We start from the raw sequence: 22,599 nt of genomic DNA, 5'->3' as shown, positions 1-22,599 counted from the left end.
GATCGAACGCGAGGCTTCCATGCGCCACCTGCTTCCGCTCGCAGCCGCAGCACTCACCGGTTTCGTGTCGCTTCCGCAGGCGGAGGCCGGTGACGCCGACCGGCGCTTTGTGCCCCGCTCGGCGGTGAGGGCTCTCCCTCCGGAGATCCCCTACCGCGATCCGCGTCCGCGTTTCCGCGCACGGCCGCCGGTCGACAGGTTTGCCGTCCAGGCCTACGTCCCGCGACCGACCAACCAGCCGATGTTCAACGAGCCGCCGCAGCCGCTGCGCTGACGCCGGCTCAGCTGTCGAGCTCGCTGTCCCAGTAGAGATAGTCGAGCCAGGTGTGGTGGTACTGGCGGTGGTCGAATTCCGGCTGGCGGCGGTGCAGCTCGTGACGTGTGGGCCGGTGCGGCTCGTTCAGCAGCGGCATCTCCGCCTCGTCCGGCGTGCGGTTGGCCTTGCGCAGGTTGCAGGGCGAGCAGGCCGCAACGACGTTCTCCCAGGTGGAGAGGCCACCGCGGGAGCGGGGCACGACGTGATCGAAGGTCAGGCCGCCCGAGGGAAGGCGGAGACCGCAATACTGGCAGGTGAAGGTGTCGCGCAGATAGATGTTGTAGCGCGTGAAGGCCGGGCTGCGGGCAAGCGCAACATAGCTCTTGAGGGCGACCACGCTCGGCACTTTCAGGGACCGGCTCGGGCTGTGCGCCTCGATGTCGTAATTCGCGACCAGGGTGACACGGTCGAGAAACAGGGCCGTGAATGCGTCCTTCCAGGACCACAACGAGAGCGGATTGTAGGAAAGCGGCCGGTAATCCGCGTTGAGCACCAGGGTCTGCAGATCGATCATCGACGCCACTCACTGCTCGTGACGGCGCCCCGAGGGCGCCTCGGCCTTGGACGCTGGAGGTCCGGCGGCCCATGCCGTGCCCGCGACGGCCGGAAGCCAGGAGGATCCTTGGAACCGTGACCCTGGGCGTTTCGCCCCAGCACGGCCCCGAGTCTCCGACCCGTCGCGCGCTCTCCCGCCGCAGCCGAAGCGCAACGCACTTCGACGGGACGGCGGATGTGAATGAAACCGGGGGGAACTTGACGCCGACAGCTCCCCCGACCGGCGAATCTTGCCGGTTCGAGCCGAAGCGTGGCAGGGCGGACGATCAGCGCCGCCTCCTCGCTGCGTGAGGATATGGCCAAGTCCATCGCGGCTTAGTGTAATATCAGCGTGACAAGCTTGTGAAGGTGAGGCGGTGGTCCGAGACGTCGCGGCGACCGATTTTCCTTGCAAATCGGACTTCCACCGCCCGCCCCGCACGCTTTTGCCCCATTGCGCGGGCAGAGACCGCGAAACGGGGCCGCGCGACGCGCAATTGTGCGTCGCAAAAAGTTTCTCGTCCGCCTCTCGGAAAGCCGGGCCAGGGCCCTAGCTCGAAGGCGGAACGGCAGAAACTCTTGCTTCGGCTCGCCTGAGGCGGCCGTCGCGCGGGCATCGCACCCGAGGCAACGCGGCTGCCCCGGCGCAGCCAACCCGACGCGAAACGTTCCTCCCGCGAAGGATGACAATGCTACGACGCTCCCTTCTCACCCGCTTCCGCCATCGGATTGTCGGCACGGCCCTGATCGCGACGCTGACCGCGACATCCGTCCTTCCGAATTCGGCGGCGGGGCAGGGGAGCCCGCCGCCCGCGCAGGCGCCGGCAGCGACCAGCCAGCCGGCTCCCGCCAACGGGCAAGCCGCACCGGCCGCCAAGCCCGCCGCGCCGAAGGCCCCCGTCTCTGAGGCGCTGCAGACGCTCCGCGATCGGCTCGATACCATCAAGGCGGATCTCGAAGCGCGGGAGAAGGCCATCACCGGGCCGAATGTGGGCGCGGGCGATCTCACCCGTGCCCGCGACGGTCTCGATCCGCTCGCCGACCGTCTGCGGTCGGTGATCGACCTGCTCGGTCCCCGGCTCGAGGCCGCCCGCGAACGCCTGACGCAGATCGGCCCCAAGCCGAAGGAAGGCGAGGAGAGCGAGGAAGTCGCCCGCGAACGCGCAGAGCGTGAGCAGGCCGTCAACGACATCGACGGCACCCAGCGCCTGGCCAAATCGCTGCTGGTGCAGAGCGACCAGATCGTCGATCAGATCTCCAATCGCCGCCGCGCCGCTTTCACCCGCGGCCTGTTCGAGCGCAGCACCTCGCTGCTGACCCCCGATCTCTGGATGCGGGTCGGCGCGGATATCCCGCGGGACATCAGCTCGCTGAAGAGCGGTTTCGACGACACCGTGTCCCTGTTCCGCCGGAACGGCAGCCTCTGGAACCTGCTGATCCTCGGCCTCGCCCTCGGCCTGTCCTTCGCCCTGTATTTCGGACGTCGCAACATCGCGCCGGCCCTGGGGCGCCGGGATATCAACGTCACCAATCCCTCGCGGCGCGCCAAGCTACTCGGTGCGTGGCGGGTTCTCCTGCTCGGGACCTTGCCGGCCCTGGCGGGGAGCTACGCCGTCTACTACGCCCTCGACGTGACCGAACTGCTGCCGGCGCGTTTCCTGCCGGTCGCCAGCACCATTCTCGGCGGTATCGCCTTCATCGCCTTCGTCGAGGCGACGGCCGACGCCCTGCTCGCGGTGAACAAGCCCGCTTGGCGTCCGGCACCGGTCTCGGATGCCGCCGCGTGGCGTATCACCGCGCTGGCCGTCAGCATCGCCGTGGTCATCACGGTGTCGAAATCGACGGAAGCCCTCAACTCCGCGATCTACGCCGCGCTGCCGATCTCGATCGCCACCCGCGGCATCGGTGCCATCACGGCGGCGCTGCTCCTGGCCATCGGTCTCCATCGCTTCGCCGATACGGCGGAGAAGGAGGAGGAGTGCTTCGGCCCCTATGTCGGCACCGAGACCTCGTCGAATATCGGCGGACCCCTGCGGCTGCTCGGCTGGGTCGCGGTCGCCGTGATCGCGGCCGCGCCGCTCGTCGGCTACGTCGCGTTCTCGGCCTTCCTCGTCGATCAGCTGATCTGGACCGCCAGCATCCTCGTGCTGCTCTGGCTTCTGATCGTCAGCGCCGACGTGCTGATCGGCGGCTCGCTGTGCGAGGACACCCGCATCGCCACGACGCTTCAGGCCAATACCGGCCTGCGAAAGCGCTCGCTGAACCAGATCGCGGTGCTGACGACGGGCTTCGCCCGCGTCCTGCTGATCGCCGTGGCCGCGCTCCTCGCGCTGGCGCCCTGGGGCCTCGATTCGACGGACGTGTTCTCGTCGGTCCGCACGGCCTTCTTCGGGTTCAAGGTTGGCGACGTCACGATCTCGCTCTCGGCGATCGCCTTCGGCGTCAGCATTCTCGTGGTCGGCGTGTTCATCACCCGAGGCGTGCAGCGCTGGCTCGAGAACACCTACCTGCCGGCGACGGATCTCGACGCGGGCCTGCGCAACTCGATCTCGACCGTGGCCGGCTATGTCGGGTTCCTGCTCGCCCTGGCCCTGGCCTTCTCGTATCTGGGCCTCAGCCTCGAGAAGCTGACCATCGTCGCCGGCGCGCTCTCCGTCGGTATCGGTTTCGGCCTGCAGTCGATCGTCAACAACTTCGTCTCGGGCCTGCTGCTTCTCTGGGAGCGGCCGATCCGCGTCGGCGATCAGGTGCTGATCGGCGACAGCGAGGGTATCGTGCGGCGGATCTCGGTGCGCTCCACCGAGATCCAGACCTTCGACCGCTCGGCGGTCATCGTGCCGAACTCGAACCTGATCTCGGGCATCGTGAAGAACCGCGTTCGCGGCGACCGGACCGGCCGGGTCATCATCTCGGTCAGCGTTCTGCGCAGCAAGGATCCGGTCGAGGCCGCGGAAATGATGGTCTCCTGCGCCAAGGCACATCCGGACGTGCTCAAGGAGCCGGCGCCGCGTGTGGTGTTCAAGAAGATCGGCGATCCGTTCCTCGAATTCGAGCTGATCGCCATGGTGGTCGACGTCAACCTGAGCCAGAAGGTGCAGAGCGACCTGAACTTCTCGGTGTTCAAGACCCTGGCCGATGCCGAGTTCATCCCGCCGATGGGCCCGGCGTCGAGCTTCATCACGGTGCAGGGACTGGAGCCGGTACGCGACGCGCTCGGGCAGATCGCGCACGCGGTCGGCAGCCCCGCGGCACACGTCATCGCGCCTCCGCCGGCGGCCCGGCCGGAGAGTGAGGAGAAGGTCCCGGCCAAAGCGGACGAGGCGCCGACTTCCGACCCGCGCGAGGCGGCGCGTCGATCGGCAGAGGCGTCTCAGGACGTAAGTCTGCGACGCCACGGCTAGGCCGGGGCTGATCACGCGACCCTGCACCCGTCCTTGGGGATAGCGGGGCGGGAATCACCGATACACTTGAGTTTCCCGCGAGCAGGACCCACCTGAACCGTTCGCTCACGGGAAACCGCTTTCGTGCTCGGACGTCAGACCTTTCTTGCCGCTCCTGCGTTGCTCGCCCTCGTGACCCTGCTCCAGGGATGCGCGGGACAGATCGCACCTGAAGCGACCGGCATGCCGAGCATGTATCTTCCGCTCACCACCGGCAGCACCGCCGTCGATACCGGCGCGGCCCGGGACATGATCTCGGCCTACCGCCGCAACAACGGGTTCGCGCCGCTCGTCGTCGACCCGAAATTGCAGCGCCTGGCCGAGACCGAGGCCGCCGCCATGGCCGCCTCCGATCGGCCGAGCAAGAGCCAGACGGTGCGCGCCGCGGTGACCCGCCTCGGCTACGACGGGGCCGATGCCAACCTCTCGGCCGGCTACCACACGCTCGCGGAAGCGTTTTCCGGATGGCGCGACAGTCCTCCGCACCGGGCGGTCATGCTCGCACCGGAGGCGAAGCGCATGGGCATCGCCACGGCTTATGCGCCGGGCTCGAAGTACAAGGTGTACTGGGCGCTGCTGGTGGCCAAATAGGGCATCGTCTCTTGCCGAAGGCCGGAGGGCAGCCTTCGGGACGATGCGTCGGCCCTCAGGGCACCACCTTGCCGTTGGGCGTCGGCGGTGGCTCAGAGAGAAGCGTCACCGTCACCCGGCGGTTGGCCGCGAGATAGGGATTGTCGGGGAACATCGGCTCCGTATCCGCCTTGCCCGTCACCGAGGCGAAACGGTCGTCGGGCAGCCCGGCATTGGCCAGGACATCGCGTACGCTCAGCGCGCGGTTCGCCGAAAGCTCCCAGGGTGGGGCGGTGTCGCGGGTGCCGGGGCGCGTGGTCGCGGTGAAGCCGGTCACGGCGATGCGGTTCGGCAGCTTCATCAGCGTCGGCGCGAGGCGCTCCAGCAGCCGCCGGGTGCGATCGTTGGGACGGCTCGAACCCTCCGGGAACATCGAGCGTCCGTCCTGATCGACGATCGACACGTCGAGACCCTTGCGGCTCGGCGCGATGATCACGTTCTTCGACAGTTCCGCCACCTCCGGCATGTCCTGCATCGCCTGCCGCAGGGAGGCTGCCGCTTGGCCGAACGCATCGGGATAGCCGCGGTCGGGGATGCCGTCGTCGAGGCCGCTATCGATCTGCGGCGGCGTCGTGCGGTCGGTGGCACGCTCGGGCGGCACGTCGCGCAGGTGCTTGAACTTGTCGGCGGTCGGGATGCCTTCGCTCTCCAGGATGCCGGCGAACTTCGATTCCTTGTTCACGCCGAAGGCGTCGCGCATCGAGCCGGCGACGACCTGCAGCTTCTTCTGATCCTGGGTCGAGTAGGCGGCGATCATGACGAAGAAGCTCATCAGGAGCGCCATCAGGTCGGCGAAGGTCACGAACCAGCCGTGACCGCCATGGGCGCCGCCGCGCTTCTTCTTGGCCACCGCCTACGCTCCCGTCACGCCGCTTCCGCGGCGAGATCCTCGCGGTGGTTGGCCGGCAGGTAGGCGATCAGCATCTCGCGCACCAGCGAGGGGCTCTTCTGATCGCGGATCAGCAGGATGCCGTCGATGATGAGGGAGCGCGAGACGTCCTCCTCCTCGAGCTTCACGTGCAGCTTGTCGGCGATCGGAAGGGTGACCATGTTGGCGATCAGCGCGCCGTAGAGCGTCGCGAGGAGCGCGGTGGCCATGGCGGGCCCGAGCTTCGAGGGATCGGACATGTTGGCGAACATCGTCACCATGCCGAGGATGGTGCCGATCATGCCCCAGGCCGGGGCGCAGTCGCCGAAGGCGCGGTAGATCTTCGAGCCCTCGTCGAGATGCATCAGGAAGTTGTCGCGATCGCGCTCCATCGTGTCGCGGATGAAGTCGCGGTCGTAGCCGTCGGCGATGTAGCGCGCGCCCTGGGCCAGGAACGGATCGGAGATCTCCATGTTCTCCAGGGCGATCGGGCCGGACTTGCGCACCACGTCGGCAATCTTGGTGATTTCTTCGATCAGTTCATGCGGCTTCACCGAGCGCATGGTGAAGGCGTAGCGCAGGCCCATCGGCAGGCCGTGCAGCATGGTCGAGAAGGGGAAGCGGATCATCGTCGCGGCGATGGCGCCGCCGAAGATCACGATCACGGCGTGCTTGTCGAAATAGGCGGCGAAGTTGCCGCCATCGATCATGATCAGCGTGAACACCACGCCGACGCCGCCGAGCAGCCCGATACCGGTTGCGAGATCCATGACGCCGACGCCCGAAGCCCGGCCGATCCTGCCGGCCGTCCCCGAGATGTAAAAAAACAGGCTGAAGGAACCGTAAAGGGACTTGGAGGAAGCGACGGTTCGTCGTCATGTGCCGTTCAGGGGCGGGACGCCATAAGTCCCCGTGCCGATTGCCCGAGTGGCGTTCCGCGGAACTTCCGCAGCCTCACGGTCGGCCGGCGCCGGATCGAACCGGTTCCAACGACGGGATCCCCACGGCCGCGGCCGGACGGGGCGGGGAGCGTAAGCACGATGTCGATGATTCGACTCTATGCGCGGGTGCTGAGCCTGCTCGGAGCGGAGAAGCGGCTGGCCATCGGTCTGATCGTGGCCAATGTCGCACTCGCGGTGGCGGCGTTTGCCGAACCCCTGATCATGGGCCGCATCATCGACGGCCTGACCCATCTCTCCAAGGATACGCCGGCGACGACCCTGGTACCCTGGATCGTCGCCTGGGTGGTGTTCGGCCTGTTCACCATCGGCGCGGGCGTGGCGATCGCCCTGCATTCGGATCGGCTCGCCCACCGCAACCGCCTCTCGACCATGGCGAATTTCTTCGAGCACGTGCTCGAACTGCCGATCGCCTTCCACTCGTCCAACCATTCCGGCCGTGTGCTGAAGGCGATGCTCGAAGGCACCAACGCCATGGCCTGGGTCTGGCTCAACTTCTTCCGCGAGCACTTCGCCGCCCTGCTGTCCGTCGGCGTGCTGCTGCCGATGACGCTGTTCGTGAACTGGCGGCTCGGCGCGATCCTCGTCGTGCTGGTCCTCGTCTTCACGGCGCTGGCGAGCTACGTCCTGCGCCGGACCGAGACGCTCCAGGGCGAGGTCGAGCAGTTCCAATCGGGACTGGCCGCCCACGCCTCCGACGCCCTCGGCAACGTCGCGGTGATCCAGTCCTTCACTCGCGCCCGCGCCGAGAAGGAGGCGATGCGCGACATCATCCACGACCTGCTCCGGGTCCAGATTCCGGTCCTGTCGTGGTGGGCGCTGGCCAATGTCGCCACCCGCGCCTCCGGCACGCTGACCATGACCGCGATCTTCATCACCGGCATCGCCCTGCACCAGAAGGGTGCGGCGACCGTCGGCGAGATCGTCGCCTTCATGAGCCTCGCCACCATGCTCGTGACCAAGCTCGACCACGTCGTGACCTTCGTGAACGGCGTGTTCATGCAGGCCCCGAAGATGCGCGAGTTCTTCGAGGTGGTCGACACCGTACCGACCGTCCGCGACCGGCCGCAGGCCAAGCAGGTCGCCCGGTTCGAGGGGGAGGTGAGTTTCGAGGACGTCGCCTTCTCCTACGACGGCCGCCGCAACGCGCTCGACGGCGTGTCCTTCACGGCCCGTCCCGGCGAGACCGTGGCGCTGGTCGGCACCACGGGCTCGGGCAAGTCCACGACGCTCGGCCTGCTGCACCGGACCTTCGACCCGGACGCCGGCGCCATCCGCATCGACGGCCTCGACATTCGCGACATCGGCCTCTCGTCGCTGCGCCACAACATCGGCGTCGTGTTCCAGGAGCCGATGCTGTTCAACCGCTCGATCCGCGAGAATCTCCAGGTCGGCCGCCCCGACGCGACCGATGCCGAGATGCTCGACGCGCTGGAGCGCGCCCAGGCGAGCGAGTTCATGGCCCGTCAGCCCGACGGACTCGACACGATCATCGGCGAGCGCGGCCGGTCGCTCTCCGGCGGCGAGCGCCAGCGACTCTCGATCGCCCGGGCGCTCCTGAAGAACCCGCCGATGCTGATCCTCGACGAGGCCACCAGCGCCCTCGACGCCGCCACCGAGCGCAAGCTGCAGCAGGCGCTCGAGACGGTGATGGAGGGGCGCACCACCTTCGTGATCGCCCACCGCCTCGCGACGATCCGCAACGCCGACCGCATCCTCGTGTTCGAGAACGGCAAGATCGTCGAGGCCGGCGATTTCGATGAGCTGGTCGCTCTCAACCAGCGCTTCGCAGCCCTCGCCCGGGCCCAGTTCATGGCGGCCGAGGCGGAAGACAGCCTACCGCTCGCCGCCTGATACGGCCGGTCGCTTGATCGGAGCGACCGTGTCGTAAGACCGCGTGCCGCTCGAGCGGAGACCGATCCACCATCCCGAAAGGATCGTGCGGATCGGGGCTCGGGCGAAACAGGAGCGAACCTGCTTCCGTCAGCAGGCCAGGCTACGAGGGCATTGTTTCAGCGGACAGATCCGGCTCGACGAGCTTCAGACGCGGCATCCAGCATCGCTCCTGAAGGCGGCTACGTTACGGTCTGACCCGCGCCCGTGCGGCGGCTTGGGGCGGGTGTTCGGGAAGCGGCGCCGATATGGCATCGAATGCGCTCTCATCGAGCGTCAAAACCGGCAGGGCTCCGAGATCCATCGTGCGCGCGGGAACCGGCTTCGAGGCCGGAATGACGGGCGCGTCCGGGACTGACACGGTCGGCTGCGGCTCGGGAGCCGGCATGGCCGCTAATGGCGGTTCGAGGGCGGTCGGCGGTTCGCGGGCCGGTGCTGCCTGCACAGGAGCAGCGGCGCGATTCGGTCGAGCGGCTTCTTGAACGGGCCCGGCCACTGCCCCGAGGGCGGCCTGCTCCGGAACGGAGCCACCGGAACGGATCTGTGAGGCAACCGCCCAGGTCGCGACGAGAGAGAGACCCAGCAATCCGGCAGCGATGCTCCGGACGGGTCGGCGGTCTCGCCGATCGAGGGGCTTCAGCGGGCCGGGCTGCAGGCGTCCGCGCCGCAGAGCGAAACGCGGCTGGCGAACCCGCGGCCAAGCATCCAGCGCGGCGGCAGCTTCGGCTGCTCCCATCGGGGTACTCCGGTTTCGTCGAGGATCGGCCGTTCATACACGGGTAGGATCCACGTCGAAAATGAGGCAGACGCCGCAGCCTGCGGCGAGGAGGCGCGCTCGGGGTCAGGCCTCAGCCGCCTCGCGGTCGACATACCATGTCAGCCGCCCCGCACTCTCGAAATGGCGCGCCGGCAAATCCTCGCCCGCCGCGAGCCGCCGAAGCGCGTCGCGCTTGCCCGCGCCGTTGACGAGAAACAGCACGGATCGCGACGAGGCCAAGGCGGGAAAGGTCAGGGTGATGCGCGGCACGAAAGGCTCCATCCCGGCTTCCGGCACCGGCGCCACCCAGGCCGAGCGCTCGGCCAGAGCCGGCTTGCCCGGAAACAGCGATGCGGTGTGACCGTCGCTGCCGAGGCCGAGGAGCACGAGATCGAAGAGCGGACGGTCCGGGTCGAGCCGCTCGCCGCCGTAGAATGCCTGCAAAGTCCGCTCGTAGGCGCCGGCGCCCGCCTCAACGCCTTCGTCCGAGGGGATGAAGTGCAGGTGCGTCGCCGGCACCGGTGCGGCATGGCCGAAGGCCTCGCGCACCATCCGCACGTTGCTCAGGGGATCATCCCACGGCACGACGCGGTCGTCACCGAAGAACCAGTGGATGCGCGTCCACGGCACCCGCTCGACGAAGCCCGGCGAGGCCAGCAGCGCGTAGAGCCGCTTCGGCGTCGAGCCGCCTGACAGGCAGATCGCGACGCGCTCGCCCGGCGCGCTTTCAGCTATCGCGAGAAGATGCTCGGCCGCCGCCCGGGCCGTTGCCTCGGCATCGGCCATCAACTCGGTGTTCGGAGGAAGCGGAATCACGGCGCCGGCCCCCGGCGCGGCGGCTCCTTGTGGCCGCCAAAGCCCTGGCGCATGGCCGAGAGCAGCTTGTCGGCGTAGCTCTCGTCCTCGCGGGAGCGGAAGCGGCGATAGAGGGCGCTGGAGAGGACGGTGGCCGGCACGGCCTCTTCGATCGCCGCGTTGATGGTCCAGCGGCCCTCGCCGGAATCCTCGACATAGCCCGAAAACCCTTCGAGGCGCTCGTCGCCGGCCAGCGCGGCGGCGGTGAGATCGAGGAGCCAAGAGGAGACGACGCTACCCCGCCGCCAGACTTCGGCGATGTCCCCGAGATTGAGATCGAAGCGGCGCTCCTCCGGGATGTCGGGAGCGTTGGCGTGGCGCAGAATGTCGAAGCCCTCGGCATAGGCCTGCATCAGGCCGTACTCGATGCCGTTGTGGATCATCTTCACGAAATGGCCGGCGCCGCTCGGGCCGGCATGGATGTAGCCCTGCTCGGCCCGCGGGTCGCGGTCTTCACGGCCGGGCGTGCGCGGGATTTCGCCGATGCCCGGCGCGAGTGTGCGGAAGATCGGGTCGAGCCGATCGACGGCCTCCTTGTGGCCGCCGATCATCATGCAGTAGCCGCGCTCCAGCCCCCAGACACCGCCGGAGGTACCGACATCGAGGTAGTGGATCCCCTTCGCGTCGAGATCCCGAGCCCGTCGCACGTCGTCCTGATAGAACGAGTTGCCGCCGTCGATGATGCAGTCGTCGGCGCTGAGGAGGCCGCCGAGGGTCTTCACCGTCTCCTCGGTGATCTGGCCGGCCGGAAGCATCACCCAAGCGGTGCGGGGCGCCTCCAACTTGGCGACGAGATCATCCAGACTCGAGGCGGCGGTCGCTCCTTCGGCGGCCAAGGCTTCCACCACCTTCGGATCGCGGTCGTAGACCACGGCCGTGTGGCCGTCGCGCAGCAGACGGCGAACGATGTTGCCGCCCATCCGGCCGAGGCCGATCATGCCGAGTTGCATCCGGTCGCACTCCCATCGGGGCCGTCAGGATCCTCTGCGCGATCCTTCCGGTTCACGGAACCGGCAGGTTCGAGCGACGACGACCCCCGGCAATGGTAGGGCGTAAAACCCGGAATCAAGGCTTGGGCGGCGTCGCCCCCGAGGCCGGAGGCTGGCCGGGCGCGGCGTCCACCCGCTTCTCCGGGTTCTTGACCTGGCTGTAGGCGACATTGCCGAACGAGCCGATCGTCGCGGACCAGGGCAGCGGCTCGGCCGTCCGATCGGTGCGGTTGGCCTTGCAGAAGGCGGCGAGCAGCCCGTTGACCACCGCATCGTCGCCGGCTTCGGGGGCGGCCGCCTTCACCTGCGGCGCGACCCGGGAGAGGACGGGAACGAAGTCGTTCGGCTTCAGACCCTTCAGCGCATCGCCGCCCACGGCCTGCTCGATGCCGGCCTTCAGCTTGTCGTCCTCGATGGTCGAGCACGGGGCGTTGCCGGCCATCATCGTCCGGATCTTCTGCCGCGCGTTCGCGACGACTCCGGTCTCCGACACGACCGGGGCGTTGTTGCCCCAGGAATTGCGGATGTAGTCGGTGACGTTCTTGATCTGCTCGTCGGTCATCTCTTGGCCTATGGCCGGCATCGGCGCGTAGCCGCTCTGGGCGGCGAGGCCGCCGACGATCACGTTGATGACCGTCTCCGGGCCTGCGGATTGAACCGAGGTATTCCCGGCGAGCGCCGGGATCGCGCCCTCGACGCCCTTGCCGTCAGGCCTGTGGCAAGAGGAGCAATAGGTCAGGTAGGTGTCCGCCCCCGGTGCGCCCGGCTGGTTGAAGGCCTGGAGATCCTTCTCCTTGTAGGTCTGCTTGGCCGGAACCGTGCGCAGATAGGCGACCATCGCCTGCAGGTCGGCGTCGGTCATCTTGGAGAGCGATTCCTCGATGGTCTGGCGCATCGGGCCCGCGGCCACGCCCGGCCGGTTGCCCGGGGCTGTACCGGTCTTGAGATAGGTGACGACTTCCGCGTCGCTCCAGGCACCGATCCCCTGGTGCCCGTCCGGCGTGATGTTGGGCGCGTACCAGCCGTCGATCACACCGCCGCCGAACCGGCCGGAGAGGCTGGAATTACCGACGAGCTTGCGCTCGTTGTGGCACATACCGCAATGGCCGAGACCTTCCACGAGGTATCCGCCGCGGTTGACCTCCGCACTCGCGTTCGGATCGGGCTTGAACCGTTCGGCGGTGAAGAACGCCGTGCGCCACGTGATCAGGGCGGTGCGCACGTTGAAGGGGAACGGAATCTCGTTCTCCTCCCGCTTCTCCTTCACCGCCGGCAGCGACTTCAGATAGGCGAAGATCGCCTTCGTATCCTCGTCGGAGACCTTGGTGTACCAGCCGAACGGGAAGGCCGGGTAGAGATACTCACCCTCGTCGCCGATGCCGTGACGGAACGCCTTCTCGAAGGTCTCGTAGTTCCACTTGCCGATGCCGGTTTCGTCATCCGGCGTAAGATTGGGTGTCTTGATCGCACCGATCGGTGTGTCGAGCCTGTAGTTGCCGGCCATGAACTTGCCGCCGGCCTTGGTATGGCAGGCCGTGCAGTCGCCCGCCGTCACCAGGTACTCACCGCGCTTCACGAGATCGGCGTCGGGCTCCTGCGCGCGGACCGTGCCGACCGAGAGAAGTGCGGCGACGGCGAGCCAACCGGAGCCCAGGGCGGTGAAGCGTGTCATGAACCCGATCTCCGACGTTGAAGAGCCCCGGCGAGAATCGTTCTAAGTCATTGGCGGACGCGCACCGAACGTTCGCCACTTTCGGTTGTTCCAGGCCGCATTGTCACAGTTCGGCGCGGGGGCCGAGGCGCTCCGGCGAAAGCGGACCGCCAGCTCGGCGAGGTGCGCAACGAGCGCAACGACCAGCCATGCCGCGAGGTTTGGCCACGGGGCGCCAGTGAGTGCTGCCCGCAGGGCCAGCATCAGCGCGGCCCCGGAGGCGAGATTGCTCAGGAGCGCCAGCGGCGCGGGGCCTCGCCCCCAGCGCAGGCGCACGCCGAGCAGCACAAGTGCCTCGACGGCGACCAGCACGAGGATGACGTCGATGATGCGGCCTGACTCGAACAGGGATGCGAGCATGTCGGCCATCGCTCATACAGTCCCGAAGCGCGGCCCGAAGGGCGGGTTGAGCCGGACGATGGTCAGGTTCAGGCAGGCGGCCACGCTGACCCAAACGAGATAGGGAAGATTCAGCAGCGCCGCGGTTGTTGAGGCCCCGCCGACGACGAACATCACGGCCAGGATCGAAAGCCATAACACCAGCACCTCGGCAAAGGCCCAGTCGGGCCGGCGAAGGCGGAAGAAGATCACGCTCCAGGCGATGTTGAGGGCACCGTTGACGGCGAGGACGAAGATGAGCCGCGTGCGCGCCGCCGGGTCGGGGGTGACGTTCCAGGCGATGACCGCCGAGGCGGTGGTGAGGGCGAAGATCACCGCCCAGACCGGACCGAAGGCCCAGTCCGGCGGCTTCCAGCCGGGAACACGCAGGCGGCGGTACCACGCATCGGTCCGGGTCGCGATCCCGCCCGCCACGGCGACGGCGAGGGCCACGAGGCCGGCAACCGCGGGCGGGCCCCAGCCGCCGGCAAGCAGACCCGTCACGGCGAGACCCATCGGAACAGGTGGGCGAGATCCTTGAAGAAGATCCGCGCATGGGCGGCGGGCTTCGCGCGAACCAGCTCCTTGTTCATGTAGGCGTCCCAGGTGAGCTGCTGGACGTCCCGATCCTTGCAGATCGCGACGAAGCGCTCGCGCAGGGCGTCACTGCGGTACCAGACCCACTGCATCATCCCGAGGATCCAGAAGACGCGCCCGTGCAGCCGCATGAAGCGCTTGCGCGCGTCGGCCAGAGCGCGGGCCTCCCCGGTGGCGAGGAACGCCGCGGCCGCCTCGGCCGCGAGGCGACCGCCGAGCATGGCGTAGTAGATGCCCTCGCCGGAAGCCGGTGCGACGACGCCCGCCGCATCGCCTGCGAGGAGCACGTCGCGTCCGTTGTCCCACCGCCGCAGCGGCTTGAGCGGGATCGGCGCGCCCTCCCGGCGGATCGTCTCGCAGGCGTCGAGGCCGGTGCCGGCGCGCAGATCGCGGATCGCACCGCGCAGGGAGAAGCCCTTGCGGGCGCTGCCGGTGCCGACGCTGACCGTCTCGCCGTGCGGGAAGATCCAGGCGTAGAAATCCGGCGACAGACGGCCCTGATAGTAGACGTCGCAGCGCGCCCCGTCATGCGCGGCATCGGCGGGGCGCCGGATGATCTCGTGATAGGCGAAGACCTGCCGCATCCGGGCATGCCCCGGCATCTCGGCGCGTCCCACGGCGGAGGTCGCCCCGTCGGCGCCGATGACGAGGCGGGCCTGGGCGCGCTGCTCCTCGCCGACCTTGCCGGAGCGGTAATGCACGGTCGCGAGGCCCATCTGATCGCGGGAGATGCGTTCGAACAGGCCGTCGCGAAGCTCGGCCCCGGCGAGCACCGCCCGTTCGCGCAGGTAGGGATCGAAATGCTCGCGGTCGACCATGCCGACGAAGCCGTCGCCGACCGGCATGTCGACGTGGCGCGCGCTCGGCGCCACCATCCGGGCGCTGCGAATGCGGGCAACGAGAAGCGCGTCGGGGATCGCGAAATCGCGGATCAGCCGCGGCGGAATCGCGCCGCCGCAGGGCTTGATCCGCCCGGCCTTGTCGAGGAGCAGCACTCGGTGTCCGGCAGCAGCGAGGTCCGCGGCCGCGGTCGCACCGGCCGGGCCACCGCCCACCACCACGACGTCGAAGATCTCGCAAGCGTCGTGGTGGGCCATGGCACTACCTCGCCTCGAAACCGGGATTCAGCTGGAAGGAAGCCGTTTCGGTCAGTGGGTTCTGCCGGCGGCCGACGGTGACGTGCTCGACACTCAGGCTGATCAGCAGGGCGACGAGGAACAGAACGCCTTCGAGCGCGAAGACCGCGGCGTAGGCGTAGACCGGCTCCGACGCGACGAGGCGGGCGAGATCGACCGCCAGCGTGCCGAGGAAGCCGCCCGCCCCGAAGGCGACGCCCTGAGCCGCGCCCCAGACGCCCATGCGGGTGCCGCGCTCGGCTTCACCGCCGCGCCCGGCCAGGGCCATCATCGAGCCGATCGCCGCCACGGCGTAGACGCCGTTGCCGAAGCCGAGCCCCGCCACCGCCGCCCGCAGCGGGAAGTCCGGCCCGACCGGCCCGCCAGCAGCGATGGCCCCGAGCGCCAGCGCCGAGAGCGCGCAGCCGATCGCCGTCCAGAGCTTGAGCGAGCCCAGCACCGGCCCGCCGATGAACACGGTGACGCCGGCCACGAACAGCATGCCGGCGAGCACGCCGCCGTGCTGGAGCCCGGCGAGCTTGGTCGTCGCCCCCGGCGTCATCGCGAAGACGAGACCGGCATAGGGTTCGAGGATCAATTCCTGCGCGCTATAGGCGAGCATCGAGACGAAGATGAATAGGGTGAAGCGCCGCGCCGCGGGCTCGGCCAGCACCTGCGCCAGCACGGCGCGGAACGGCGGCTTCGCCTCCGCCCGGGCGGCCGGCGAGGCCTGCCGTCTCGGCTCGATGCCGGCGACCGCGAGCAGGGCCACGGCGAGGGCGACCAACGACACGGTGCCCGAGACGGCCATGAGGCGCGCGCCCGAGAACGGATCGAGGAAATGACCGGCGAGCGGGGCGGTCACGGCGAAACCCGCAATCATCATCACCCAGACGATGGTCGCCGCCGCGCCCCGTCGCCCCGCTTCCACCCCGGTCGCGAGCAGGACGAGGAGCGAGGTGCCCGCCGCGCCCGCGCCCATCCCGACGAGGAGGAAGGACAGGACGGCGAGCGCCAGCCCGGCGGCGACGTGCGTCGCGGCGAGGGCGGTCGCCGCCGCAGCGCCGAAGCCGCCGAGGCAGAGCGCAGCCATGCCGCCGACGATCCACGGCGTGCGCCGCCCGCCGACATCCGAGCCGTAGCCCCAGCGGGGCCGCAGCACCTGCGTCGCGTAGTGCAGGGCGACGAGGCCGCCGGGCACCACGGCAGGCAAGGCCAGTTCCACAACCATGACCCGGTTGATGGTGGAGGTCATGAGAACCACCACCGCGCCGAGCGCGGTCTGGACGAGGCCGAGCCGGACGATCTGGATCCACGAGAAGGATGGCGGGAAGGCGGGCATGGCTCGGGTCATGAGGCCAGCCCTTGCACGAGCGGGCGCAGGGCGAAAGCCGAGGCCAGCATGCCGAGGACGTAGAGCGTCGTGCCGGTACCGTTGTACCAGGCGGCCCGGGCCCGGGGCGCCTTCAGGAAATGCAGCATCAGCGCGAGCTGCCCGGCGAGCAGGGCGCCGACCAGGGCGGCGTGCCAAGTCCGCTCCCAATGGAAGAGGAGCAGCAGCACCGCCACCTGCGGCAGGGCCATGACGAGGCAGGCGAAGCGCGCCGCACGATCGGAGCCAAGCTGCACCGGCAGCGAGCGCAGGCCCATGGCCCGGTCCCCCTCGACAGACTTGAAGTCGTTGAGGGTCATGATGCCGTGCGCGCCGATCGAGTAGAGCAGGGCGACGAGGAGCACCCGCCGGTCGGGCATCGATGCGGCCATCACGGCCGCCCCGGTGAACCACGGAAGCCCCTCGTAACAGAGGGCCACCGCCGAGTTGCCCCACCAGCCGTTGCGCTTCAGCCGGAGCGGCGGCGCGGAGTAGATCCAGGCCAGCACGAGGCCGAACAGGGCGGCGCCGAGGATCCAGGGACCGAGCATCGCGGCAACGGCCAGCGACAGGATCGTCCAGCCGGCGGCGAGATAGAGCCCCCACCGGCCGGGAATGCGCCCCGACGGGATCGGGCGGTTCGGCTCGTTGATGGCATCGACATGGCGATCGAACCAGTCGTTGGCGGCCTGGCTCGTGGCACAGACCAGAGGCCCGGCCAGGACCACGCCGGCGCCGATGACGAGCCATTGCCCGGACGGTGCCTGACCGGAGGAGATCACTCCGCAGCCGAATGCCCACATCGGAGCGAACCATGTGATCGGCTTGAGAAGCTCGACGACGGCGCTTGGTGCGGGCGTTGCCATACCGGGAAGCTACCGACGTCGCGGGCCGAGTGTCAACTCGACTTTACACTCGTGCCAGACAAAATCGATTTCGATGCAGACATCAGGAGAGCAGCACTATAATGCATAATTTTGGTGCATCGCGCTAAGGCGTCAACTCAGGGTCGTTCGCATCGAGGTCGCCGACGCCGTAGCGGCGCATCTTGGCGTAGAGGCCCTGGCGGCTCAGGCCCAGCATCTCCGCGGCGGAAGCGCGGTTGTCGCGGGTGATTCGCAGCGCCGCCTCGATGCACAGCTTCTCGATCAGATCGGTCGTCTCGCGCACGAGAGCCTTCATCGAGACGCGTCCGACCAGCTCCGTCATCTGCTCGACCGAGCGGGGCAGGTCGTGCACGCCGCCCCCCGCATGGACCGGGGCCGCCCGGCGCGGCGTCGCGCGGACGGTGAAGCCGAAACAGGGCTGCTCGGCGTGAGAGGTGGCGACAGCGGCAACCTCCACTTCCTCGAGCGAGCCGTACTGGCCGCGCATCGAGGTCGGGAAGTGACGTACCGAGCCGTAATCGCGCAGCATCGCGAACAGCGAGAGCGCTTCGGTCTCCTCACGGCCGAGCCAGTTGTCTAACGTCCGCCCTCGCACCTGCTCCTCGGTCGCGTGCTGCGTGAGGTCGAGGAAGGCGGTGTTAGCGGTCAGAATTCGGCGCGCGGCGTCGGTGACGACAAAGCCCTCCGGCATCCGCTGGATGATGTCGAGCGCACCACCGTTGAATTCGACACGCTCGGGCGTGACCGGCGCCAGCGGGGCGAGGCGCATCAGCACGGAGGTCGTGCCCTCGCCGCGGAACAGGGACGCGGAAACGCGGACATCACCCCGGCCGCCGTTCAACGGCACGACGAGATCGGTTGCCTGCCCCGTGACGCGCAGGCCCGCGAACAGGGTTTCGAGCTCGCGCAGACTTCCCGCGTCAAACAGGTCGGCGGCATCTCCGCCGACGACGCGCTTCAGCGAACGGCCGAGCAGCCGCATCGCGGCCGGATTGATCTCCGTCACGCGCCGCGTGCCCGCATCGATCACCAGCACGGGTTCGCCGGAGAGCTGGAACAAGAGCTTGTAGCGTGTCTCGGCCGTGCGCAGGCGGTCGTAGTCACGCTCCAGCGCCTGCTGAGCCTCAGCCAGACGTCGCTGCAGCGCGGCGACCGACCGAAGATCCTGGCCGACCACGATGATCGGTCCGTCCTTCTGCGGCCGGAGCGTGGCGTAGCGGATCGGAAGATCGGTCCCGGTGGGGGAGGGATGGTTGACCTGCCGCCAGCGGGTGATGGTGCCGGGTGCCGCATCGCGCAGCAACGCATCGATCTTCGGCCGGCTCTCGACCGTCACGGTGTCGATCCACGGCCGGCCGAGCCAGGATTCGATGCCCTGGCCCTCGAAATCGGAGCGGCCCGCGCTCGTGTCGCGGATGATGCCGCGCTCATCGACAACGAGGGACAGATCGGACGTCGCCGCAATCAGCAGCCCGGCCTGCTCGCTGTCGAGAAGGCCGGCCGCCTGTTGCAGCGCCGGGGAAGGGCGCCGGGGAGAGGGGCTCGCCAAGCTGCTCAAGGTCAATACTTCGTGATGGCGCGGGAAGCGCCCTTATCAACAGGCTCGCGATCGCATTTCAAGCAAGCTTTCCGCAATGAGCGGTGCAAGCCGCCCATCTTCCGCGGTGCCGTCCGCACCCACGAGGCGCACATGGCCCGGATTCCTGGCGAAGTAGGGCCCTCCGACCAGGACCTTGAGCCTCGGGTTGCGCGAGGCGATGCGCAAGTTGCGGATCAGATCCGGAAGGGCCGGGAGGAAGACGTCGCAGGAAAGGGTCAGACCGGCGACGTCGAACCAGTCCGAGCGAACGAGCTCTTCGGGGCCGCAACCCGACCCGGCACCCGTCGTGGTCACATCCCATCCCGCCTCGCGGAAGATGCTCGCCAGGAGCGACAGGCAGAACACGTGCGTCTCACCGGCGCACGGCATCAGGAGGATGCTGCGCCCCGACGGGTCGACGGCATCGTCCTCCAGTCTCGCGCATAAATCCCGCGTCGCCGCCTGGAGCCGTCCGAGGGCGACGGTGACATCCACGAAGTCACACGAATCGTCTTCCCAGAGCTGTCCGAGATGTCGGGCCACGGGTGCGAGCAACTCGACCAGCACGCCTTCGAGCGTCAGCCCCGCATCAAGGAAATTCAGGAGGACGGCGGCGAGGTCGGTGTCAGTGCGGGCGAGCAGCAATTCGCAGAGGCGCTGAACCTCTTCAGGGGTCGGCTGGCGGCTCGATACCGGACTGCGCGAGGGGGGCCGGTCGCGGTGAGCGAGCATGAGCCGTGGCAGAATCTCCGCCTCGACGACGCTTGCGAGCTGACCGCGCATTCGGGCTTCACCGGGCTGATCCCCGAGGACTGAGCCTGCCAGCGATTCTCCCAGGGCGGCGCAATCCGGCGCGACCGCAGGGAACTCGAATCGCTCGCCGAAATGCCTCCACTCACCCATGGGCGCCTCCCCGAGGATGCGGCTCGGTGGGAAAGAGCGCATTTTAATGCGCACAACCTCGCCGAAAGCAACGGACGCGTGTAGCGCCAACGATACGCTTCCGCTCAGGATTGGCAATCCCAGGCGCCCTGCCTCCATCGGCTAATTGTCATTCTGGAAGAACGTCAACTTGGATTGACAGTTTCCGCTGGCCGGGCCTAGGCTCCGCCATAACGAGGTTCCGCCGGACGGAGCCGGGAAATGAGCGAGGGCCGACGCCATGCGTCAGCGCCAGGGCCGGCACACACCGCTCTACACGAGCGCCGAGCGCCAACGGCGCGACGCCTCGCCTTGGACACTCGTGCAGGGAGTGCTGGCTCCTCTGCAGTTCCTCGTCTTCCTCGCGAGTCTCGGCCTCGTCCTGCGCACGCTCGCGACCGGGGAAGGTGCGGCGATCGCCAGCGCCTCCGTCGTCGCCAAGACCCTCGTCCTCTACGCGATCATGGTGACGGGCTCGATCTGGGAAAAGGCCGTGTTCGGCCGCTACCTGTTCGCGCCGGCCTTCTTCTGGGAGGACGTGTTCAGCATCCTCGTGCTGGCGCTGCACACGGCCTATCTCGCCGCACTCGGTCTCGGCTGGCTCGACACGCCCGGATTGATGGTCCTCGCGCTCGCCGCCTATGCCGCCTACCTCATCAATGCCGTTCAGTTCCTCCTGAAGCTCCGGGCGGCACGGCTCGAGGCGCCGGCCTCCCTCGCCCTCGCAGCGGGAGCCGCGCGGTGAACGCCCACGCGCCCATCGCCGCAACCGGATGCGACGTCGCCATCCGCGCCGAGCGTGGTCAGCGGGCCGTGTTCTGCGGCCTGACCGGCATCGTCTGGCTTCACCGGAAGATCCAGGACGCCTTCTTCCTCGTCGTCGGCTCCCGCACCTGCGCCCACCTGATCCAGTCGGCGGCGGGCGTGATGATCTTCGCCGAGCCGCGCTTCGCCACCGCCATCATCGATGAGCGCGATCTCGCCGGCCTTGCCGACATGAACGAGGAGCTCGACCGGGTCGTGACGCGGCTGATCGAGCGGCGGCCGGAGATCCGGCTGCTGTTCCTCGTCGGCTCGTGTCCCTCCGAGGTGATCAAGCTCGACCTGTCGCGGGCGGCCCTGCGGCTGTCGCAGCGGCTGGCTCCCGCCGTGCGCGTGCTCAATTACTCGGGCTCGGGCATCGAGACGACCTTCACTCAGGGAGAGGATGCCTGCCTCGCGGCTTTGGTGCCGGACCTGCCGGCGGCGACCGCGACGGACGATCTGCTCGTCGTCGGCGCGCTCGCCGACGTGGTCGAGGACCAGTTCACGCGGAGGGTTTTAGGGCTGCATAGATGACCTATCTTCCTCGCCGAGCGCATTCGGCGGGAGGTGGGTCATGGGTCTGCAGTGCAAGCGTTGTGGCAGTGAGGAGCACGTCAAAAATGGGCTGATGCGCTCCAAGCAGCGGTATCGGTGCAAGGCCTGTGGCCTGAACTTCACCGACACGCCCGCCCGCGGCAAGCCGCTGGCCATGAAGGCCACCGCGGTCCTGCTGTATGTCAGCGGCTTGTCGATGAACCGCACCGCCAAGCTGCTCGGTGTCTCGACACCGACGATCCAGGCTTGGCTGGAGCAGTTCGCCGCCGCCTACGCGCACAAGCCCGAGCCGGAAGGCCGGGCGGTGGTGATCGAGCTTGATGAGATGTGGCACTATGTGAAAAAAAGTCCGAGCCGCTCTGGATCTGGAAAGCTTGGGATCGTGCTTCAGGGCAGTTGGTGGACTGGGAATGCGGCGGTCGTGACAAGGCCACCTGCGAGCGCCTGATCCAACGGCTGCAGCGCTGGCGCACCCGGCTCTACTGCACGGACGCCTACGCTGCCTACACCGCGCTGTTGCCGATCGGGCAGCACTATACGGGCAAGGACGAGACCCACAGCATCGAGCGGGACAACGCCCGGCAGCGGCATTGGCTCGCCCGCTTTCGACGCCGCTCAATCGTGGTCTCGAAAGCCAAGCGCATGGTGGACGTCAGCCTCGCCCTCTTCGCCCGTTTCGCCGGAAACTGCAGGATCAGCGACCTGCTCTCTATGCTAACCTAAAACCCTCTTCACGCGACTGTTCTCCGATCTCGGCATCGCCGCACGGTTCCTGCCGGCGCGGCGAGCCGATCAGATGCCGGCGGTCGGGCGCGGCACGCGCTTCCTCCTCGCCCAGCCCTTCCTCGCCGACACCGCCCGGGCCCTGGAGGAACGCGGCGCCCGCCGGATCGCCGCTCCGTTTCCCCTCGGTGCCGAGGGGACGACCGCGTGGCTTCGCGCGGCGGCCGAAGCGTTCGGCGTCGAAACGGGACGCTTCGAGGCGGTGACGGCGCCGGGCGTGCGGCGAGCGCGCCAGGCGCTGACGGCCTACGCCGAGACGCTCGCGCGCAGGCGGGTGTTCTTCTTTCCCGATTCGCAGCTCGAAGTGCCGCTCGCCCGCTTCCTGTCGCGGGAGATGGGCGCGGAGCTGATCGAGGTCGGCACGCCCTACCTCCATCGCGCCCACCTCGCCGCGGAGATCGACTGGCTTCCCGGCGGGACGCCCGTGGTGGAGGGCCAGAGCCTGGATGACGGGCTCGACCGCTGCCGGGCGGCGCGGCCGGACCTGACGGTGTGCGGCCTCGGTCTCGCCAACCCGCTGGAGGCGGAGGGGCTGACGACGAAGTGGTCGATCGAACTGCTGTTCACGCCGATTCAGGGCTACGAACAGGCGGGCGACCTCGCCGAGCTCTTCGCGCGCCCGCTCGTGCGGCGCGCCCGGCTGGAGGTGTAGCGGC

General features: G+C 68.5%; 20 protein-coding genes and 2 pseudogenes. 9 read left to right on the top strand and 13 right to left on the bottom strand.

Annotated features, from left to right (window positions below):
* Window positions 1-19: 19 nt before the first annotated feature.
* Complete coding sequence (locus MPPM_RS26330) at window positions 20-274, top strand: hypothetical protein (protein WP_096487603.1); 255 nt, start codon at window positions 20-22, stop codon at window positions 272-274.
* Window positions 275-281: 7 nt separating this feature from the next.
* Here MPPM_RS26330 and MPPM_RS26325 read toward each other — a convergent pair whose 3' ends face one another.
* Window positions 282-830, bottom strand: a complete 549-nt coding sequence (locus MPPM_RS26325; RefSeq protein ID WP_012457067.1) for an HNH endonuclease — start codon at window positions 828-830, stop codon at window positions 282-284.
* A 709-nt stretch (window positions 831-1,539) separates the two neighbouring features.
* On the opposite strand from MPPM_RS26325, the gene MPPM_RS26320 reads away from it, so the two are divergent.
* Both MPPM_RS26320 and MPPM_RS26315 read left to right on the top strand, forming a co-directional pair.
* Entirely contained in the window at window positions 1,540-4,251 is a 2,712-nt protein-coding gene (locus tag MPPM_RS26320) for a DUF3772 domain-containing protein (protein ID WP_096487602.1), read from the top strand.
* A gap of 123 nt (window positions 4,252-4,374) precedes the next feature.
* A complete protein-coding gene (locus MPPM_RS26315) occupies window positions 4,375-4,881 on the top strand; it encodes a CAP domain-containing protein (protein WP_096487601.1) in 507 nt (168 codons plus the stop codon).
* Window positions 4,882-4,936: 55 nt separating this feature from the next.
* On the opposite strand, the gene MPPM_RS26310 is transcribed toward MPPM_RS26315, so the two are convergent.
* Window positions 4,937-5,770: an OmpA/MotB family protein gene (locus tag MPPM_RS26310; RefSeq protein WP_096487600.1), complete on the bottom strand. Its 834-nt coding sequence runs from the start codon at window positions 5,768-5,770 to the stop codon at window positions 4,937-4,939.
* Window positions 5,771-5,784: 14 nt separating this feature from the next.
* Entirely contained in the window at window positions 5,785-6,558 is a 774-nt protein-coding gene (locus MPPM_RS26305; protein ID WP_026105343.1) for a motility protein A, read from the bottom strand.
* A 270-nt stretch (window positions 6,559-6,828) separates the two neighbouring features.
* Here MPPM_RS26305 and MPPM_RS26300 point away from each other — a divergent pair, with 270 nt between their 5' ends.
* The gene (locus MPPM_RS26300) at window positions 6,829-8,601 is read left to right on the top strand and encodes a glucan ABC transporter ATP-binding protein/ permease (RefSeq protein ID WP_096487599.1); all 1,773 of its coding nucleotides are present in this window, start codon (window positions 6,829-6,831) and stop codon (window positions 8,599-8,601) included.
* Between the two features lie 880 nt (window positions 8,602-9,481).
* On the opposite strand, the gene pgl is transcribed toward MPPM_RS26300, so the two are convergent.
* The 10 genes from pgl to MPPM_RS26245 form a co-directional block, all read right to left on the bottom strand.
* The gene (gene pgl, locus MPPM_RS26290) at window positions 9,482-10,213 is read right to left on the bottom strand and encodes a 6-phosphogluconolactonase (RefSeq protein WP_096487597.1); all 732 of its coding nucleotides are present in this window, start codon (window positions 10,211-10,213) and stop codon (window positions 9,482-9,484) included.
* Complete coding sequence (gene gnd, locus MPPM_RS26285; RefSeq protein ID WP_096487596.1) at window positions 10,210-11,202, bottom strand: phosphogluconate dehydrogenase (NAD(+)-dependent, decarboxylating); 993 nt, start codon at window positions 11,200-11,202, stop codon at window positions 10,210-10,212. Before gnd ends, pgl begins: the two co-directional genes overlap by 4 nt.
* Before the next feature lie 115 nt (window positions 11,203-11,317).
* The gene (locus MPPM_RS26280; protein ID WP_096487595.1) at window positions 11,318-12,913 is read right to left on the bottom strand and encodes a c-type cytochrome; all 1,596 of its coding nucleotides are present in this window, start codon (window positions 12,911-12,913) and stop codon (window positions 11,318-11,320) included.
* A 42-nt stretch (window positions 12,914-12,955) separates the two neighbouring features.
* On the bottom strand, window positions 12,956-13,321 hold the full coding sequence (locus MPPM_RS26275; protein WP_096487594.1) for a hypothetical protein: 366 nt from the start codon (window positions 13,319-13,321) through the stop codon (window positions 12,956-12,958).
* 3 nt (window positions 13,322-13,324) lie between these two features.
* Window positions 13,325-13,834 (bottom strand): TspO/MBR family protein, encoded by a 510-nt coding sequence (locus MPPM_RS26270; RefSeq protein ID WP_096488044.1) that lies wholly within the window; start codon window positions 13,832-13,834, stop codon window positions 13,325-13,327.
* Window positions 13,831-15,024: a geranylgeranyl diphosphate reductase gene (locus MPPM_RS26265; protein ID WP_096487593.1), complete on the bottom strand. Its 1,194-nt coding sequence runs from the start codon at window positions 15,022-15,024 to the stop codon at window positions 13,831-13,833. Before MPPM_RS26265 ends, MPPM_RS26270 begins: the two co-directional genes overlap by 4 nt.
* A 4-nt stretch (window positions 15,025-15,028) precedes the next feature.
* Window positions 15,029-16,396 carry a BCD family MFS transporter gene (locus tag MPPM_RS26260; RefSeq protein WP_096487592.1) on the bottom strand — a complete coding sequence of 456 codons (1,368 nt, stop codon included), beginning with the start codon at window positions 16,394-16,396 and terminating at the stop codon, window positions 15,029-15,031.
* Window positions 16,393-17,280, bottom strand: coding sequence for a chlorophyll synthase ChlG (gene chlG / locus MPPM_RS26255; RefSeq protein ID WP_096487591.1), 888 nt, complete (start codon window positions 17,278-17,280; stop codon window positions 16,393-16,395). The genes MPPM_RS26260 and chlG overlap by 4 nt, the downstream gene beginning before the upstream one ends.
* Before the next feature lie 124 nt (window positions 17,281-17,404).
* Window positions 17,405-18,850, bottom strand: a complete 1,446-nt coding sequence (ppsR, locus tag MPPM_RS26250) for a transcriptional regulator PpsR (RefSeq protein ID WP_096488043.1) — start codon at window positions 18,848-18,850, stop codon at window positions 17,405-17,407.
* Window positions 18,851-18,895: 45 nt separating this feature from the next.
* Window positions 18,896-19,783: a cobalamin B12-binding domain-containing protein gene (locus tag MPPM_RS26245; RefSeq protein ID WP_096488042.1), complete on the bottom strand. Its 888-nt coding sequence runs from the start codon at window positions 19,781-19,783 to the stop codon at window positions 18,896-18,898.
* Window positions 19,784-20,042: 259 nt separating this feature from the next.
* Here MPPM_RS26245 and bchF point away from each other — a divergent pair, with 259 nt between their 5' ends.
* The 5 genes and pseudogenes from bchF to MPPM_RS26225 form a co-directional block, all read left to right on the top strand.
* Window positions 20,043-20,546, top strand: a complete 504-nt coding sequence (bchF, locus tag MPPM_RS26240; protein WP_096487590.1) for a 2-vinyl bacteriochlorophyllide hydratase — start codon at window positions 20,043-20,045, stop codon at window positions 20,544-20,546.
* Window positions 20,543-21,115: pseudogene (locus tag MPPM_RS26235) on the top strand (nitrogenase component 1); the annotation flags it as partial. The gene bchF and the pseudogene MPPM_RS26235, both read left to right, overlap by 4 nt.
* A 64-nt stretch (window positions 21,116-21,179) precedes the next feature.
* A complete protein-coding gene (locus MPPM_RS28730) occupies window positions 21,180-21,608 on the top strand; it encodes an IS1/IS1595 family N-terminal zinc-binding domain-containing protein (protein WP_083461089.1) in 429 nt (142 codons plus the stop codon).
* The gene (locus MPPM_RS28725) at window positions 21,560-21,883 is read left to right on the top strand and encodes an IS1 family transposase (protein WP_053622179.1); all 324 of its coding nucleotides are present in this window, start codon (window positions 21,560-21,562) and stop codon (window positions 21,881-21,883) included. The genes MPPM_RS28730 and MPPM_RS28725 overlap by 49 nt, the downstream gene beginning before the upstream one ends.
* Before the next feature lie 7 nt (window positions 21,884-21,890).
* Window positions 21,891-22,595: pseudogene (locus MPPM_RS26225) on the top strand (nitrogenase component 1); the annotation flags it as partial.
* Window positions 22,596-22,599: the final 4 nt, after the last annotated feature.

Origin of the sequence: Methylorubrum populi (assembly GCF_002355515.1) — a bacterium.
Lineage (GTDB): Bacteria > Pseudomonadota > Alphaproteobacteria > Rhizobiales > Beijerinckiaceae > Methylobacterium > Methylobacterium populi_A.
Note: the sequence above shows the minus strand (reverse complement) of the source record. Positions and strands in the feature narration are given on the sequence as shown.

Excerpts from the sequence above, each read along its gene's own strand:
- MPPM_RS28730 (WP_083461089.1), top strand. The coding sequence starts at position 21,180 with ATGGGTCTGCAGTGCAAGCGTTGTGGCAGTGAGGAGCACGTCAAAAAT.
- MPPM_RS26245 (WP_096488042.1), bottom strand. The coding sequence starts at position 19,783 with ATGGGTGAGTGGAGGCATTTCGGCGAGCGATTCGAGTTCCCTGCGGTC.
- chlG (WP_096487591.1), bottom strand. The coding sequence starts at position 17,280 with ATGGCAACGCCCGCACCAAGCGCCGTCGTCGAGCTTCTCAAGCCGATC.
- MPPM_RS26305 (WP_026105343.1), bottom strand. The coding sequence starts at position 6,558 with ATGGATCTCGCAACCGGTATCGGGCTGCTCGGCGGCGTCGGCGTGGTG.
- bchF (WP_096487590.1), top strand. The coding sequence starts at position 20,043 with ATGCGTCAGCGCCAGGGCCGGCACACACCGCTCTACACGAGCGCCGAG.
- MPPM_RS26280 (WP_096487595.1), bottom strand. The coding sequence starts at position 12,913 with ATGACACGCTTCACCGCCCTGGGCTCCGGTTGGCTCGCCGTCGCCGCA.
- MPPM_RS26320 (WP_096487602.1), top strand. The coding sequence starts at position 1,540 with ATGCTACGACGCTCCCTTCTCACCCGCTTCCGCCATCGGATTGTCGGC.
- MPPM_RS26260 (WP_096487592.1), bottom strand. The coding sequence starts at position 16,396 with ATGACCCGAGCCATGCCCGCCTTCCCGCCATCCTTCTCGTGGATCCAG.
- MPPM_RS26265 (WP_096487593.1), bottom strand. The coding sequence starts at position 15,024 with ATGGCCCACCACGACGCTTGCGAGATCTTCGACGTCGTGGTGGTGGGC.
- gnd (WP_096487596.1), bottom strand. The coding sequence starts at position 11,202 with ATGCAACTCGGCATGATCGGCCTCGGCCGGATGGGCGGCAACATCGTT.
- MPPM_RS26300 (WP_096487599.1), top strand. The coding sequence starts at position 6,829 with ATGTCGATGATTCGACTCTATGCGCGGGTGCTGAGCCTGCTCGGAGCG.
- MPPM_RS26330 (WP_096487603.1), top strand. The coding sequence starts at position 20 with ATGCGCCACCTGCTTCCGCTCGCAGCCGCAGCACTCACCGGTTTCGTG.
- MPPM_RS26275 (WP_096487594.1), bottom strand. The coding sequence starts at position 13,321 with ATGGCCGACATGCTCGCATCCCTGTTCGAGTCAGGCCGCATCATCGAC.
- MPPM_RS26325 (WP_012457067.1), bottom strand. The coding sequence starts at position 830 with ATGATCGATCTGCAGACCCTGGTGCTCAACGCGGATTACCGGCCGCTT.